This is a genomic window from Bradyrhizobium sp. 160, assembly GCF_023073735.1.
Taxonomy (GTDB): domain Bacteria; phylum Pseudomonadota; class Alphaproteobacteria; order Rhizobiales; family Xanthobacteraceae; genus Bradyrhizobium.
Window position 1 is genome coordinate 142,379 of sequence record NZ_JADPKD010000083.1, and the last position, 16,772, is coordinate 159,150.

The window sequence follows — 16,772 nt, forward strand, 5'->3', positions numbered from 1 at the left end:
AATCCAGAGATGTGGCGCGAGATTCCGGGTTCGCGCTGACGCGCGCCCCGGAATGACGCTAAAGCCCCAGCACCGCCTTGGCGATGATGTTGCGCTGGATCTCGTTGGAGCCGCCGTAGATCGAGACCTTGCGGTTGTTGAAGTAGCTCGGTGCGATCTGGGCGGTCCAGTCCATGGCCTCGTTGGAGCCGTCATCCCCGTGCAGGTCGTAAGGCGCGGCGAACGGGCCGATCACTTCCATCAACAGCTCGGTGGTGGTCTGCTGGATCTCGGAGCCCTTGATCTTCAGCACGGACGAAGCCGGATTGGGCTTGCCCTTGCCGTGCTTGCCTTCGTCGGCGACGACGCGAAGCTGGGTCAGCTCGAGCGCTTTCAGCTCGATCTCGCAGGCCGCGAGCTTCTCGCGGAAGGCGGGATCCTGGATGATCGGCTTGCCGCCGGACTCGACCTTCGACGCCAGATCCTTGATGCGGCGGATGCGCTCCTTGGAGACGCCGACGCGGGCAATGCCGGTGCGCTCATTGCCGAGCAGGAATTTGGCGTAGTCCCAGCCCTTGTTCTCCTCGCCGATCAGGTTCTCGTAGGGCACTTCGACGTCGTCGAAGAAAACCTCGTTGACCTCGACGCCGCCGTCGATGGTCTGGATCGGACGCACGGTGACGCCTTTCGACTTCATCGAGAACACGATGAAGGAGATGCCCATCTGCTTCTTTGCGGCGGGATCGGTGCGGCAGAGGCAGAAGATCATGTCGGCGTGCTGGGCCAGCGTGGTCCAGGTCTTCTGGCCGTTGATGATCCATTTGTCGCCCTTGCGCTCGGCTTTCGTCTTCAGCGAGGCGAGATCGGAGCCGGAGCCGGGCTCCGAAAATCCCTGGCACCACCAATCGTCGACATTGGCGATGCGCGGCAGGTACTTCTTCTTCTGCTCCTCGTTGCCGAAGGTGTAGATGACCGGGCCGACCATGCTGACGCCGAAGGCGAGCGGCTGCGGCGCCGGATAGGACTGCAGCTCCTCGTTGAAGATGTAGTGCTGCACGCTTGTCCACCCCGTGCCGCCATATTCCTTCGGCCAGTGGCTGACGCCCCAGCCCTTCTTGTTGAGGATGCGCCACCATGTCACCATCTCGTCCTTCGAGAGGTGGCGGCCCTCGACCAGCTTGCGCCGCGTATCCGGCGGCACGTTGTCGCGCAAGAACTGCCGCACTTCCTCGCGAAACGCCTGCTCTTCTTTCGTGAATGCGAGATCCATCGGATCCTCCTGTGAGCTTCGTCGTCCTGGCGAAAGCCAGACGGTGAACTATTGCAACACCTCGAAAAGTCCCGCCGCGCCCATGCCGCCGCCGACGCACATGGTGACGACCGCGTACTTCGCCTTGCGGCGGCGGCCTTCGATCAGAGCGTGGCCGGTGAGGCGCGCACCCGACATGCCATAGGGATGGCCGACCGAGATCGCGCCGCCATTGACGATCTTGTCGGGGTCGATGCCGAGCTTGTCGCGGCAATACAGCACCTGCACCGCGAAGGCCTCGTTGAGCTCCCACAGGCCGATGTCGTCAACCGTGAGATCATGACGCTTGAGCAGGCGCGGCACGGCGAAAACCGGGCCGATGCCCATCTCGTCCGGCTCGCAGCCGGCGGAGACGAAGCCGCGGAAGATGCCGAGCGGCTTGAGGCCGCGCTTGGCCGCTTCCTTGTCGCTCATGATGACGGAGGCGCTGGCGCCGTCGGAAAGCTGGCTGGCATTGCCGGCGGTGATGGTGAAACCGTCGCCGCGCACGGGCTTGAGGCCGGCGAGGCCTTCAGCGGTGGTCTCCGGACGCGGACCTTCGTCCTGCGACAGCGTGACTTCTTTCATCGAGACCGTACCGGTCGCCTTGTCGGTAACCGCCATCTGCGTGGTGATCGGCGCGAGTTCGTCCTTGAACTTGCCGCCCTGCTGCGCGGCCGCGGTGCGGCGCTGGCTCTCCAGCGAATATTCGTCCTGGCGTTCGCGCGAGATGCCGTAGCGCTTGGCGACGACCTCGGCCGTGTCGATCATGGGCATGTAGACCTCGCCCTTCATCTTGAGCAGCGCCGGATCCTGGGCGTGGAAGCCGTTCATCTTGTCGTTCTGCACGAGGCTGATCGACTCGCCGCCGCCGCCGACCGCGATCTCGACGCCGTCGAAGATCACCGAGCGCGCCGCGAGCGCGATCGCCTGCAGGCCCGAGGCGCATTGCCGGTCGATGGTGGTGCCGGCGACGGTGACGGGAAGGCCGGCGCGCAACAGCGCCTTGCGCGCGATGTTGCCGCCGGTCGCGCCCTGCTGGAGCGCTGCACCCATCACGACGTCCTCGACCTCCTTGGGATCGACCTTGGCGCGGGCGACGGCCTCGCCGATGGCGTGGCCGAGCAGGGTCGCGCCCTCGGTGGCGTTGAGCGCGCCGCGATAGGCCTTGCCGATCGGCGTGCGGGCGGTGGAAACGATGACGGCGTCGGTCAAGAGCGACCTCCTGATGCGGTTTTGGTGGATTGTGACGATTTCTGCTGCTGGCGCAATTCGTGGCGCGACAATTTTCCGACCGGCGTGCGCGGCAGATCGTCGACGAACTCGACTGCGGCCGGCAATTCATGCTTGCCGAGCTTGCCAGCGAGCTGGGTGCGCAGCTCGTCGAGCGAGAACGGTTTGGCTTCCGGCTTCAGCTTGATAAAGGCCTTGGCGGCCTCGCCGCGATAGGGATCGGGAATGCCGAGCACGATCACCTCGTGCACACCGGGGACGGTGTAGATCGCCTGCTCGATCATCTGCGGATAGACGTTGAAGCCGCCGGAGATGATCATGTCCTTCTTGCGGTCGACCAGGAAGAAATAGCCGTCCTGATCCATGTAGCCGATGTCGCCGGTGAGGAAACGGCCGTCGACGAAGGCCTCCGCGGACCCTTCCGGCTTGTTCCAATAACCCTTGGTGACGTTCGGGCCCTTGATGCGGATCTCACCGACTTCGCCCGGCGGCAGCACGCGTCTGGGATCGTCCAGCGCGACCACGTCGAGCTCGATGCCCGGCAGCATCAGACCGATCGAACCCGGCTTGTCGGGACCAACAGGCGGATGGCCGGTGCCGGGCGAGCAGGTCTCGGTCATGCCCCAGCCGCTGCGTAGCTTCTTGCCGACCTTGCGCTCGAAGAAGCTCGCGATCTCCACCGGCAGCGGTGCACCGCCAGAGCCGATGGTAGCAAGCGAGGAGAAGTCGCGCTTGTCGAGGTCGGGCAGCGCCGCAATCGCGATCCACATCGTCGGCACGCCCGGAAAGTACGTCGCGTGCTTGATCTCAATGTCGCGCATCACCGCTTCGACGTCGAAGCGCTGATGCAGCGAGATCAGATTGCCGCGGCGGAGCGAGGAGAGCAGCACGACGGTGAGCGCATAAATGTGAAACAGCGGCAGCACGCAGATCACGCGCTCGACGACATCGCCGCGCGCGGCGCGCGCCGGCTTGCCCCAGACGTCGTAGATCGACACCGCCGCGGTGAGATTGCCGTGCGTCAGCATCGCGCCCTTGGGCAGGCCGGTGGTGCCGCCGGTATATTGCAGCAGCGCCACGTCTTCGGCCGTCACGTTCGGCCACTCGGCCGGCGCGGCCGCGCCCTCCACGAAGGCTTTGAACGTGACGATGCGGGGATCATCGGGGATCGCCGCCTGCGGCGTGCCGACCTTGCCCCAATCGTCGTCCTCGCAGACGACGAGGCGATCGATCAGCCCCTTCTCCAGGAATTTCAGCGCGGTCGGCAGCAGCGCGGCAAGGTTGGAGGTGACGAGCAGGCGCGAGCCGGAATCGGCGACCTTGTGGGTCAGCGCGATCTCGCCGTCGAGCGGCGACAGATGCGCGACGCGGGCGCCGGCCTTGAGCGCACCGAAGAAACTGACGGGATGATCGGGCGTGTTGCCGAGGAACAGTGCGACCGAGCTGTTCCTGCCACAGCCGGCGCGCAGGAAGGCCGCGGCGGCGCGCTCGGCCATCGCGGCAAGCGCGGTATAAGTGATGGGTCGGTCGCGAAACTCGATCGCGGTGCGCGCGCCGTAATCGGCGGCGGCCTGCGACAGCAGGTCGGGCAGCGTGCCCTGGACGATGGTGTCGTCCCAATGCACGCCCTCGGGATAAAACTGTTCGCCGGGATGGGTCATTAAGGTCTCAAGTCCAACAAAGCGTCATTCCGGAGCGATGCGAAGCATCGAACCCGGAATCTCGAGGTTCCGGGTTCGCCCTTCGGGCGCCCCGGAATGACTGAGAGTTGGAGCGCGAAGCTCCATCAAGCCGCTTTCGACGCAGCCGCCAGCGACGCGAACGTCTTGCCCTCATCCGCGAGTTTCTTCAGGAGCGGCGCGGGCTCGAGGCTCGGGTCGTTGGTCTCCTTGGCGTAGAACGACAAGCGGTCGGCGATGTGCTTGAGGCCGACGCTGTCGGCCCAGAACATCGGGCCGCCGCGGTAGATCGGCCAGCCATAGCCGTAGAGCCAGACCACGTCGATGTCGGAGGGGCGTGCCGCAATGCCCTCTTCGAGGATCTTCGCGCCCTCGTTGATCATCGGATACATCATGCGCTCGAGGATCTCCTCGTCGCTGACGACACGCTTCTTGCGGCCGAGGCGGGCCAGCGTCTCGTCGATCAGCTTCTCGACCTCGGGATCGGGCAGCGGCGCGCGGCTGCCGCCTTCATACTTGTAGTAGCCCTTGCCGGTCTTCTGGCCGAAGCGGCCGGCTTCGCAGAGCGCATCCGCGATCTCCGACTTGATGCCGCGATCTTTCCGCGAGCGCCAGCCGATGTCGAGGCCGGCGAGATCGCCCATCGCGAACGGTCCCATCGGCATGCCGAACTTGGTCACGACGGCATCGACCTGCTGCGGCAAAGCGCCTTCGAACAGCAGCTTCTCGGCCTGCTTGCCGCGCTGCGCCAGCATGCGGTTGCCGACGAAGCCGTCGCACACGCCAACCACGGCCGGCACCTTTGCGATCTTGCGTGCAATATTGACAGCGGTGACCAACGCATCGGGCGCAGTCTTGTCGGCGCGCACGATCTCGCACAGCTTCATGACGTTGGCCGGCGAGAAGAAGTGCATCCCGAGAACGTCCTGCGGACGCTTGGTCGACTTCGCGATCTCGTCGATGTTGAGATACGAGGTGTTGGAGGCGAGCACCGCGCCGGGCTTGGCGAACTGGTCGAGCTTGCCGAACACTTCCTTCTTCACCGCCATGGTCTCGAACACGGCCTCGATGACGAGGTCGGCATCGCCGACGTTCTCGATCCCGACCTTGCCGTTGATCAGCGCCATGCGCTTGGCAGGCGCATCGGCCGGGATGCCGCCGCGTGCCGCGGTCGCTTCCCAGTTCTTTTGCATCACGCCCATGCCGCGCTTGAGCTGCTCTTCCCCGGTCTCGATCAGGGTGACGGGAATGCCGGCATTGGCAAACGACATCGCAATGCCGCCGCCCATGGTGCCGGCGCCGAGGATGGCGACACGGTTGACCGGGCGCGGCTTGGTGCCTTCAGGGATGCCCGCGATCTTGGCGGCTTCGCGCTCGGCGAAGAAGGCATAGCGCTGCGCCTTGGACTGATCGCTGGCGACGAGCTTGAGGAAGCCTTCCCGCTCCTTCTTCAGGCCCTCTTCGAACGGCAGGTCGATGGCGTAGCCGACGGCGTCGGCCGCTGCGAACGGCGCTTCCAGGCCGCGCGACTTCTTGGTCATGGCCGCGACCGCATTGGTGAAGATGGAACGATCGGCCTTGGCGGCCGCGAGCTTGGAATCGTCGTCGCGCAGGCGGCGCAGCGGACGTTTCTCGGCCAGCAGCTTGCGGACGAAGGCTTCGCCGCCCGACGCCGGGCCCTCGATGATCTCCTCGATCAACCCGTTCTTCAGCGCTTCCGCAGCGCCAATGGGATCGCCGCCGACGATCATCTTGACGGCGAGCTCGGGACCGACCGCGCGCGGCAGGCGCTGGGTGCCGCCCGCGCCGGGCAGCAGGCCGAGCTTCACCTCGGGCAGGCCGAGCTTGGCCTCTTTCACCGCGACGCGGTAATGACAGGCGAGCGCGACCTCGAGGCCGCCGCCGAGCGCGGTGCCATGGATCGCTGCAACGACCGGCTTCGGCGAGTTCTCGATCTCGGACAGCACGTCGTTGAGGGCGGGCGGCTTCGGCGGCTTGCCGAATTCGGTGATGTCGGCACCCGCAATGAAGGTGCGGCCGGCACAGGTCAGCACGATGCCCTTGATGCCGGGATCGGCGATTGCAGCCTTGACGCACTCCAAAATGCCGCTGCGGACCGCGGCACTCAGCGCATTGACTGGAGGGCTGTCGACCGTGACGATGCCGACTTCATCATGACGCTCAAGCTTGACCACTTCGCTCACGGTGTCCCTCCTTGGTGGGATTAACTTTTGTTCGATTTCGCGGTGCGGAATTTAATTCCGCATCTTGACGGCAGGGTTATTTTGAAGCACGGACGTTGTCAACGACTCCGCGCAAGAAGCAGATCAGGGATGAAGCGTACAGGAAAGAAGACTGCGACCGACCGGAATTTCGTCGTCGCGCTTTCCCGCGGACTGGACGTATTGCGCGCATTCGAACCCAATGACGGCCTTCTCGGCAATCAGGAGATCGCGGCGCGGACAAATCTGCCCAAGCCGACCGTGTCACGCCTGACCTACACGTTGACAAAGCTCGGTTATCTTGCGCCGGTTCCCCGCTTCGAGAAGTATCAGCTCACACCGGCCGCGATGTCGCTTGGCTATGCGGCGCTCGCCAATCTCGGTGTTCGGCATTTGTCCGAACCGTTCCGCGAGGAAGTGATGCGCGCGACCGGCGGCGCGGTCGCCGTCGGCGGCCGCGACCGCCACAGCATGATCTATTTCGGGCAGAGCCGCGGCAGCGAGACCGTCGGCGTTCAACTTGACGTCGGCTCCCGCGTGCCGATTGCAACCAGCGCGATGGGTCGCGCCTATTTCTGGGCGCTCGATGCCGACGATCGCGCAGAACTGTCGCGTCTGCTGCGCGAGCATTACGGCAGCCGCTGGCCGAAGATGCGCGACGGATTGGAACGCTCCGGCGAGACCGTGGCGAAATATGGCTTTGCGATTTCCGTCGGCGACTGGCACGACGACATCGGCGCCGCCGGCGTCGCGCTCAAGCTCAACGACGGAACCGGGCCCTACGCATTCAATTGCGGCGCGCCCGCATTCCGTTTCACGGAAGAGCGTTTGATCAACGACATTGGACCGCGTCTGCTTGCGATGGTAAGGAACATCGAAGCGGCACTCGGGGGTCTGATGCCGCATTCAAAAAAAGACGTCAGCAAAAAGCTGAAATCAGGAGGAAAAGTTGCGCGTGTGGCCGAGGGATTCAGATAGCCTTTGTCATCAGCGGGAGCGGTTCGCATCGCCCCTTCGCCCACTGATCGGTGTGGGCGAGACGAGATGACGCAGGCACAGCTCGCGCAGGGGACATCGCCCCTGCTCGCGGTTCGCGACGTCAGCGTCGTGTTCGGCGGCATCATCGCGCTCAACGGCGTGTCCTTCAACATGCACAAGGGGCAGATCCTCGGATTGATCGGCCCGAACGGCGCCGGCAAGACCACGCTCTTCAACTGCCTGTCGCGGCTCTACCAGCCGTCGTCCGGCGACATCCTGATGGAAGGCGTCAGCATCCTGTCGCGGCCGCCGCACCGGATCGCCGAGATCGGCATTGGCCGCACCTTCCAGAACGTGGCGCTGTTTCCGAACCTTTCGGTGATGGACAATGTCCGTGTCGGCGCCCATTCAAAGACCTCCAGCGACATCATCAGCGACTCCCTGAGATTGGCCTGGGTCCGGCGCAGCGAGACCAGCGTCAATAACAAGGTGCACGAAATCCTCGCTTATCTCGATCTCGAGGACGTCGCCCACACCGTGGTTTCCGGCCTGCCCTTCGGCACGCAGAAGCGCGTCGAGCTGGCGCGCGCGCTGGCGGCGGACCCGAAGATCCTGCTGCTCGACGAGCCCGCCGGCGGCCTCAATCACGAGGAAGTCCATGTGCTCGGCGACCTCATCCGCCGCATCCGCGACGATCGCCACATGACCGTGCTCCTGGTCGAGCACCACATGGGTCTCGTGATGTCGATCGCCGACCACGTCGTCGCGCTCAATTTCGGCAAGAAGCTCGCGGAAGGCACGCCCGCCCAGGTGCAGGCGGACCCCGACGTCATCAAGGCCTATCTCGGGAGCAAGGACCAATGACGACGCTGCTCAACGTCAAGGACCTGCGTGCCTATTACGGCCAGGTCCAGGCGCTCCATGGCCTGTCCTTCTCGCTAAACGAGGGCTCGCTCGTGACGCTGTTAGGGGCCAACGGCGCCGGCAAGACCACGACGCTGCGCGCGATCTGCAACATGGTGCGCTCGACCGGCGGCATCGAGTTCGACGGCAAGCCGCTGAACAACCGCTCCACCGAGAGCATCGTGCGGTTCGGCATTGCCCATGTGCCGCAGGGCCGCGGCACCTTCACCAACATGACGGTGGAGGAGAACCTCCAGCTCGGGGCCATCACCCGCAAGGACAGCGCCGGCATCGTCTCCGACATCGAGCGCATGTACGCGCATTTCCCTGTGCTGAAGCAGCGGCACACCCAGCAGGCCGGCACGCTCTCCGGCGGCGAGCAGCAGATGCTCGCGGTCGCCCGCGCGCTGATGCTGCGGCCGCGGCTGATGCTGCTGGACGAGCCCTCCTTCGGCCTCGCGCCGCTGGTGGTGCGCGATTTGTTCGGCATCCTCGGCAAGATCAACCGCGAGGACAAAGTGTCGATCCTGGTGGTCGAGCAGAACGCCCAGCTCGCGCTCGAGCTCGCCGACCAGGCCTATGTGATCGAGACCGGCCGCATCGTGATGTCCGGCAAAGCCAAGGACATCGCGAACAACGAAGAAATCCGCAAATCCTATCTGGGTTACTGAGGGAGCGGATGATGGCAAGGAATCACCCGCGCTCTCCGTACACCTCTCCCCAACGGGGAGAGGTCGATTTGCGCAGCAAATCGGGTGAGGGGCCGCAGCTTCACCGGAAGACCAAAACCCCTCACCCGGCGCTTCGCGCCGACCTTTCCCTGCGGGAGAGGTGGACGTTCGACGCCGTTGCAGTTCAAACCCAATCGGGCAAGTTTTAGGGAGCCGGGACGATGGAGCTTTTTACCAACCAAGTCCTGGCCGGCATCGCCACCGGCGCCATCTATGCCTGCATGGCGCTGGCCGTTGTCATGATCTACCAGGCCATCGACCATCTCAACTTCGCGCAAGGCGAGATGGCGATGTTCTCGACCTTCATTTCCTGGCAGCTGATGCAATGGGGCGTGCCCTATTGGGGTGCCTTTCTGATCACGCTGATCTTCTCGTTCATTGGTGGCATCGCGATCGAACGCATCCTGTTCAAGCCTCTGGCGAAGGCGCCGGTGCTGACCAACGTCGCCGGCTTCATCGCGCTGTTCGCGATCATCAACTCCTCGGCCGGCCTGATCTGGGACTTCACGATCAAGCAGTACCCGACCCCGTTCGGCTCCGCCCCGTTCCTCGGCAGCCAGCTGATCTCGACCCACCAGGCCGGCATGATCGGCGTCACCGTGCTGCTGCTGCTCGGGCTCTATTTCTTCTTCCAGTACACGCGGATCGGCCTTGCCATGCGCGCTGCCGCCTCGGTGCCTGAATCGGCGCGCCTTGTCGGCATCAACACCTCCTGGATGATCGCACTGGGCTGGGGCATGGCCTCGGCGATCGGCTCGATCGCCGGCATGCTGATCGCCCCGGTCGTGTTCCTGGAGCCCAACATGATGGGCGGCGTGCTGATCTACGGCTTCGCTGCGGCGGTGCTCGGCGGGCTGACCAGCCCGTTCGGCGCCGTGGTCGGCGGCTTCCTGGTCGGTGTCTTCGAGAATCTCGCCGGCACCTACATTCCCGGCGTCGGCAACGAGCTAAAGCTTCCGATCGCGCTCGCGCTGATCATCTCCGTCCTGGTCGTCAAACCCGCTGGCCTGTTCGGCCGGCACATCGTCAAGCGAGTTTGATCATGAGCGCAGTTGAAGATGTCGTAACGGAAGCGCCAGCCGTCGAGGCCGTTCCGAAACGGGCCATGACGCTGGGCACCGGCACCTCGCTGGTGGTGCTCGCGGCGTTGCTCATCGCGCCCGTCTTCGTCAAGAACTTCATCATCTTCCAGATGACGATGCTCCTGATCTACGGACTTGCGGTGCTGGCACTGAACATCCTGACCGGGGGCTCGGGCCAGTTCTCGCTTGGCCAGAGCGCGTTCTACGCCGTCGGCGCCTACACGACCGCAGTGCTGATGGAGCACTTCAACGTCAATTATGCGCTGACCTTGCCGATCGCCGGCGTGGTCTGCTTCGCCTTCGGCTTCCTGTTCGGGCAGCCGGCGCTGCGGCTCTCCGGGGTCTATCTCGCGCTCGCAACCTTCGCGCTCGCCACCGCGATGCCGCAGCTTCTGAAGCTGAACTTCCTCGAGCACTGGACCGGCGGCGTGCAGGGTCTCGTCGTCACCAAGCCGGACGCGCCGTTCGGCCTGCCGATGTCGCAGGACATGTGGCTGTACTACTTCACGCTCGTGGTCACGATCGCGATCTACATTTTCGCGGTGAACCTGTTGCGCTCCCGCTCGGGCCGCGCCTTCATGGCGATCCGCGACAACGAGATCGCGGCCTCCGCCATGGGCGTGGACGTCGCGCTCTACAAGACGCTGGCCTTCGGCGTCTCCGCAGCCATCACCGGTATCGCCGGCTCACTCGGCGCCATCGCCGTGCAGTTCGTGGCGCCCGACAGCTACACCATCACGCTCGCGATCTCGCTGTTCCTCGGCATGGTCGTCGGCGGCGTCGGCTGGCTGCCCGGCTCGATCGTCGGCGCGGCCTTCATCATCTTCGTGCCGAACATCGCGGAAGGCATCTCCAAGGGTCTCTCGGGTGCGGTATTCGGCGTGCTCCTGTTCCTCGTCATCTACCTCGTGCCGCATGGCGCAAGGCAGATCGCGATTCTGGGCCAGCAACTCGCTGGCAAGCTCAGAAAGAACTGAATCCCTCTCGTCAAGTCTGTCGTTTTAACCAAGGAGAACGAATTGCATTTTGGAAGAACACTGCGAGCCGCCGCGCTGATCACGGCAACGGCGGCCATTGCCCTCACCTCCGGCGCTGCACTCGCCCAAAAGAAATACGACACCGGCGCGTCCGATACCGAGATCAAGATCGGCAACATCATGCCCTACAGCGGTCCGGCGTCGGCCTATGGCATCATCGGCAAGACCGAAGAAGCCTATTTCAGGATGATCAACGACAAAGGCGGCATCAACGGCCGCAAGATCAACTTCGTCACCTATGACGACGGCTATTCGCCGCCGAAGGCTGTCGAGCAGGTGCGCAAGCTGGTCGAGAGCGACGAGGTGCTGCTGGTTTTCAATCCGCTCGGCACGCCGTCGAACACGGCGATCCAGAAATACCTCAACGCCAAGAAGATCCCGCAACTATTCGTCGCAACCGGCGCCACCAAGTGGAACGATCCGAAGAACTTCCCCTGGACCATGGGCTGGCAGCCCTCCTACCAGAGCGAAGCGCAGATCTACGCGAAATGGCTGATGAAGGAGAAGCCGGACGCCAAGGTCGCGATCCTCTACCAGAACGACGATTTCGGCAAAGACTACCTCAAGGGCACCAGGGACGGACTCGGCGCCAAGGCCTCGTCCATGATCATCATGGAAGAGAGCTACGAGGTCTCCGAGCCATCGATCGACGGTCATATCGTTAAGATCAAGGCCGCCAATCCCGACGTGCTGCTGATCTACACCACGCCGAAGTTTGCAGCCCAGACCATCAAGAAGACCGCCGAGCTCAGCTGGAAGCCGCTCCAGATCCTCACCAACGTGTCGATCTCGGTCGGCAGCGTGATGAAGCCGGCCGGCTTCGAGAATGCCCAGGGCGTGCTGTCTGCGGCCTATGCCAAGGATTCGACCGATCCGCAGTGGGCCAACGATCCCGGCATGAAGAAGTGGAACGAGTTCGTCGACAAGTACATGCCGGGTGCCGATAAGTCGGACACCAGCATGGTCTATGGCTATGGCGCAGCGTCGACACTGGCCAAGGTGCTGGAAATGTGCGGCGACGATCTGACCCGCGCCAACATCATGAAGCAGGCGGCATCGTTGAAGGACTTTGCTCCAGACACGCTGCTGCCCGGTGTCAAGATCAATACCAGCGCTACCGACTTCGCCCCGATTTCGCAGCTTCAGATGCAGCGCTTCAAGGGTGAGAAGTGGGAACTGTTCGGCGAGATCATCAGCGGCGACGTCGCCTCCGAGTGACACGCTGACGCGATAGCCGAGCCCTGAAGAAGCCCCCGCGAACGATCGCGGGGGCTTTTTGTTGACGGAAGGCGCCAATCTTGTTCAATGCGGCGCCGATCCATCTCGGGGTGGGAGAACAATGACCGCCGTTCGTTTTCAGGTTGCGGCCCTGTCGGCCGCGCTCGCATTGTGCACTGCAATGAGCAGCGAGGCGCTGGCGCAAAAGAAATACGACACCGGCGCGTCCGACACCGAGATCAAGATCGGCAACATCATGCCCTATAGCGGCCCCGCCTCCGCCTATGCCGCAATCGGCAAGACCGAGGAGGCCTATTTCAACAAGATCAATGCCGAGGGTGGCATCAACGGCCGCAAGATCAAGTTCATCTCCTATGACGACGCCTATTCGCCGCCGAAGACGGTGGAGCAGGCGCGCAAGCTGGTCGAGAACGACGGCGTGCTGCTGATCTTCGGCTCGCTCGGTACCTCCACCAACGGTGCAATCCGCAAATACATGAACGAGAAAAAGGTGCCGCAATTGTTCGTGGCGAGCGGCGCATCGAAGTGGAACGATCCCAAGCAATATCCATGGACCATGGGCTGGCAGCCGAGCTACACGAGCGAAGCGCGGATCTACGCCAAGTACATCATGAAAGCGAAGCCGGAGGGAAAGATAGGCGTGCTCTATCAGAACGACGATTTCGGCAGGGACTATCTGAAGGGGCTGAAGGATGGCCTCGGCACCAAGGCCTCGATGATCGTGCTGGAAGAGGCCTATGACACGTCGGAGCCGACGGTCGACGAGCACGTCGTGAAACTGAAGGCTGCCGGCGCCGACATCTTCATCAGCATCACCAGCCCGAAATTCGCCGCGCAGGCGATCAAGAAGGCGGCGGAGATCAATTGGCATCCAATGCAGATCATCTCCAACGTTTCGGCCTCGGTCGGCGGCGTGCTGGAGCCGGCAGGCCTCGAGATCTCGCAAGGCGTCCTGTCGGCGAGCTACACCAAGGACGGCTCCGACCCGCAATGGAACGCCGATGACGGCATGAAGAAGTTCTACAACTTCCTCGCCCAGTACGACCCCAAGGCCAACAAGCTCGATGCCGGCGTGGTGTTCGGCTATGCCGCCGCGCAGACCATGGTGAAGGTACTGCAAATGTGCGGCGACGATCTCACTCGCGAGAACGTCATGAAGCAGGCCGCAAGCCTGAAGGATTTCGAACCCGATACGCTGCTGCCTGGCATCAAGATCAACACCGCGCCGGACGATTTCGCCCCGATCGAGCAACTCCAGATGATGCGCTTCAGGGGCAAGAAGTGGGAGCTGTTCGGCGATATCATCTCCAGCGAGATCGGACGCTGAGCGCTGCAAACGCGGCAATTCAAAATAGCCTGCAATTTCCAAGACAACTTCTGCGCAGCTGATTGACGGCGCATCGCATCTCGCGCGCCGGAATATTCCGCATCCCCTCAAAAAAAGAGCGCGCCGCTGCGACAGCTCCGGCGGGGCGTTCTCCTTGCTGGCCGCCCGGGAAGGGTATTCAATGTGTGCCGAAGCGACGCGCAACGATCGCTTCCAATCAAGAACACGGCACATTCAAACCTACCTAGGGAGATCAAGATGCCTGCAATGCATGTGCGATTGGGGGCCCTCGTGCTGGCTGCAACCCTGTCCACGACAGCGTCCGCGCAGAAGAAATACGACACCGGTGCATCCGACACCGAAATCAAGATCGGCAACATCATGCCCTACAGCGGACCGGCCTCCGCCTACGGCGTGATCGGCAAGACCGAGGAAGCTTTTTTTCGCAAGATCAACGCCGAAGGCGGCATCAACGGCCGCAAGATCAACTTCATCACCTATGACGACGGCTACTCGCCGCCGAAAACGGTGGAGCAGGCGCGCAAGCTGGTCGAGAGCGACGAGGTGCTGCTCATCTTCAACTCGCTCGGCACGCCGCCGAACTCGGCGATCCAGAAATACATGAACCAGAAGAAGGTGCCTCAACTCTTCGTCGCCACCGGCGCCACCAAGTGGAACGATCCGCAGAACTTTCCCTGGACGATGGGCTGGCAGCCGAACTACCAGAGCGAGACCATCATCTACGCCAAATACATCCTGAAGAACAAACCGGACGCCAAGATCGCGGTGCTCTATCAGAACGACGATTACGGCAAGGACTATCTGAAGGGATTCAAGGACGGGCTCGGCGCCAAGGCGGCTTCGATGATCGTCATCGAGGACAGCTATGAGGTTTCCGAGCCGACCATCGACTCGCACATCGTGAGACTGAAAGCCTCGGGCGCCGACGTGTTCATGAACATCACCACGCCGAAATTCGCGGCGCAGGCGATCAAGAAGAACGCCGAACTCGGCTGGAAGCCGCTGCATTTCCTCAACAACGTCTCGGGCTCGATCGGTAGCGTGATCAAGCCGGCCGGGTTCGAGAACGCGCAGGACATCATCTCGTCGCAATATTTCAAGGACCCGACCGACGCGCAATGGAAGAACGACCCGGCGATGATCGCCTGGAACGAGTTCCTGGATAAGTACTATCCGGAAGCGAACCGCGCCGACGCTTCGGTCATGTATGCCTACATCGTGAGCCAGGGCCTCGTTCACGTGCTCAAGGCCTGCGGTGACAATTTGACCCGCGAGAACGTCATGAAGCAGGCCGCCAGCATCAAGGACTATGAGCCTGGCGGCCTGTTGCCGGGCATCAAGGTCAACACCTCGCCCACCGATTTCGCACCCCTCTCGCAGCTGCAACTGATCCGCTTCAAGGGCGAGCATTGGGAGCGATTTGGCGAGATCCTGAGCGGCGACGTCGGCGGCTAGCCTTAACCAGTCGCTAAAGATGTAACCCCAATCGACTAAAGACGAAGCCTCTGCGGCCTTGCCGCAGGGGCTTTTCCTTGAAGCTCTCGGACAAATCGTATTGAATTGCCGCAGCGTCACCAAAACAATCAAGCCAAGAAGAAGGACGCGCACACCAAGAAAATAGGGAGATAGGAATGCCCGCTGTCACCGGCAAATTTGCGGCCGCGTCACTGGCGCTCGCGCTCATTGCGACCTCCGCCTCCACTGCATCGGCCCAGAAAAAATACGATACCGGCGCGACCGACACCGAGATCAAGATCGGCAACATCATGCCCTACAGCGGACCGGCCTCCGCCTATGGCATCATCGGGCGGACCGAAGCCGCCTATTTCAAGAAGATCAATGACGAGGGCGGCATCAACGGCCGCAAGATCAATTTCATCAGCTATGACGACGCCTATTCGCCGCCAAAGACGGTGGAGCAGGCACGCAAGCTGGTCGAGAGCGACGAGGTGTTGCTCATCTTCAACTCGCTCGGCACGCCGCCGAACTCGGCGATCCAGAAATACATGAACTCGAAAAAGGTGCCGCAGCTGTTCGTCGCCACCGGCGCCACCAAGTGGAACGATCCGCAGAACTTCCCCTGGACGATGGGCTGGCAGCCCAATTACCAAAGCGAGACGCAGATCTACGCGAAGTACATCCTGAAGGAGATGCCGAACGCGAAGATTGCCGTTCTGTTTCAGAACGACGATTACGGCAAGGACTATCTCAAGGGCCTGAAGGACGGGCTTGGTTCGAAGGCCGCGAACATGATCGTAGCCGAGGAAAGCTACGAGACGTCGGAACCGACCATTGACAATCACATCGTCAAGCTGAAGGCGACGGGCGCCGATGTCTTCGTCAACATCACCACGCCGAAATTTGCGGCGCAGGCCATCAAGAAGAACGCCGAGATCGGCTGGAAACCGACCCACTTCCTCAACAACGTCTCGGCCTCGGTCGGAAGCGTGATCAAGCCGGCAGGCTTCGAAAACGCGCAGGGTATTATCTCGGCGGCCTATCTGAAGGACACCACCGACACGCAATGGGCCAACGACGCCGGCATGAAAGCATTTCTTGATTTCATGACGAAATACTTCCCCGAAGGCGACAAGACCGACGGCGGCACCATCGTCGGCTACGGCGTTGCGCAGACGCTGGTCCAGGTCCTGAAGAACTGCGGCGACGACCTGACGCGCGCGAATGTCATGAAACAGGCGGCCACCCTGAAGGACTTCCGCACCGAGGTGCTGCTGCCCGGCATCAAGATCAACACCTCGCCGACCGATTTCGCGCCGATCAGTTCGCTGCAGCTGCAGCGCTTCAAAGGCGAGCGCTGGGAGCTGTTCGGCGACGTGATCAACGCTGAAGCCGGCGGCTAGCCCTCTGAAACAGATGACGAGAACACCCCCTGCGCGGCTCGCGCAGGGGTTTTTGCTTGCGCGCCGATTATGATCACGCGATTGCATAATCCAATGATGGCAGAGGGCGCTTACGCTTTGGCGCCCGATGCGGTAGGCAGGGGAGCGGCGGTATCGCCGCCATCGCTTCGCCCGAGACCCTGCCCAAGGCCT

General features: G+C 62.7%; 13 protein-coding genes. 9 read left to right on the plus strand and 4 right to left on the minus strand.

All coding sequences use genetic code 11. The features are described from left to right. Positions 1-58: 58 nt before the first annotated feature. The 4 genes from pimC to IVA98_RS34610 form a co-directional block, all read right to left on the minus strand. Positions 59-1,249, minus strand: coding sequence for a pimeloyl-CoA dehydrogenase large subunit (pimC, locus tag IVA98_RS34595; RefSeq protein ID WP_247334984.1), 1,191 nt, complete (start codon positions 1,247-1,249; stop codon positions 59-61). Positions 1,250-1,297: 48 nt separating this feature from the next. Further along, positions 1,298-2,482, minus strand: coding sequence for an acetyl-CoA C-acyltransferase (locus IVA98_RS34600; RefSeq protein WP_247300234.1), 1,185 nt, complete (start codon positions 2,480-2,482; stop codon positions 1,298-1,300). Beyond that, positions 2,479-4,161, minus strand: coding sequence for a dicarboxylate--CoA ligase PimA (gene pimA, locus IVA98_RS34605; protein ID WP_247334982.1), 1,683 nt, complete (start codon positions 4,159-4,161; stop codon positions 2,479-2,481). The genes IVA98_RS34600 and pimA overlap by 4 nt, the downstream gene beginning before the upstream one ends. 125 nt (positions 4,162-4,286) lie before the next feature. Beyond that, entirely contained in the window at positions 4,287-6,383 is a 2,097-nt protein-coding gene (locus IVA98_RS34610; RefSeq protein ID WP_247334981.1) for a 3-hydroxyacyl-CoA dehydrogenase NAD-binding domain-containing protein, read from the minus strand. Positions 6,384-6,512: 129 nt separating this feature from the next. On the opposite strand from IVA98_RS34610, the gene IVA98_RS34615 reads away from it, so the two are divergent. The 9 genes from IVA98_RS34615 to IVA98_RS34655 all read left to right on the plus strand — a co-directional run bounded on the left by IVA98_RS34615 (position 6,513) and on the right by IVA98_RS34655 (position 16,580). After that, complete coding sequence (locus IVA98_RS34615; RefSeq protein ID WP_247277870.1) at positions 6,513-7,379, plus strand: IclR family transcriptional regulator; 867 nt, start codon at positions 6,513-6,515, stop codon at positions 7,377-7,379. Between the two features lie 66 nt (positions 7,380-7,445). Then, complete coding sequence (locus IVA98_RS34620) at positions 7,446-8,243, plus strand: ABC transporter ATP-binding protein (protein ID WP_247294586.1); 798 nt, start codon at positions 7,446-7,448, stop codon at positions 8,241-8,243. After that, positions 8,240-8,953, plus strand: a complete 714-nt coding sequence (locus IVA98_RS34625; RefSeq protein WP_247277872.1) for an ABC transporter ATP-binding protein — start codon at positions 8,240-8,242, stop codon at positions 8,951-8,953. The genes IVA98_RS34620 and IVA98_RS34625 overlap by 4 nt, the downstream gene beginning before the upstream one ends. A 221-nt stretch (positions 8,954-9,174) precedes the next feature. Next, positions 9,175-10,053, plus strand: coding sequence for a branched-chain amino acid ABC transporter permease (locus IVA98_RS34630; protein WP_247277873.1), 879 nt, complete (start codon positions 9,175-9,177; stop codon positions 10,051-10,053). Positions 10,054-10,055: 2 nt separating this feature from the next. Continuing rightward, positions 10,056-11,072, plus strand: a complete 1,017-nt coding sequence (locus IVA98_RS34635; RefSeq protein WP_247294583.1) for a branched-chain amino acid ABC transporter permease — start codon at positions 10,056-10,058, stop codon at positions 11,070-11,072. A gap of 42 nt (positions 11,073-11,114) precedes the next feature. Then, on the plus strand, positions 11,115-12,350 hold the full coding sequence (locus IVA98_RS34640; RefSeq protein WP_247294580.1) for an ABC transporter substrate-binding protein: 1,236 nt from the start codon (positions 11,115-11,117) through the stop codon (positions 12,348-12,350). A 121-nt stretch (positions 12,351-12,471) separates the two neighbouring features. Continuing rightward, the gene (locus IVA98_RS34645) at positions 12,472-13,698 is read left to right on the plus strand and encodes an ABC transporter substrate-binding protein (RefSeq protein ID WP_247356679.1); all 1,227 of its coding nucleotides are present in this window, start codon (positions 12,472-12,474) and stop codon (positions 13,696-13,698) included. A gap of 258 nt (positions 13,699-13,956) precedes the next feature. Beyond that, positions 13,957-15,174, plus strand: coding sequence for an ABC transporter substrate-binding protein (locus IVA98_RS34650; protein WP_247294576.1), 1,218 nt, complete (start codon positions 13,957-13,959; stop codon positions 15,172-15,174). A gap of 176 nt (positions 15,175-15,350) precedes the next feature. Then, positions 15,351-16,580, plus strand: coding sequence for an ABC transporter substrate-binding protein (locus tag IVA98_RS34655; RefSeq protein WP_247294574.1), 1,230 nt, complete (start codon positions 15,351-15,353; stop codon positions 16,578-16,580). Positions 16,581-16,772 lie beyond the last annotated feature (192 nt).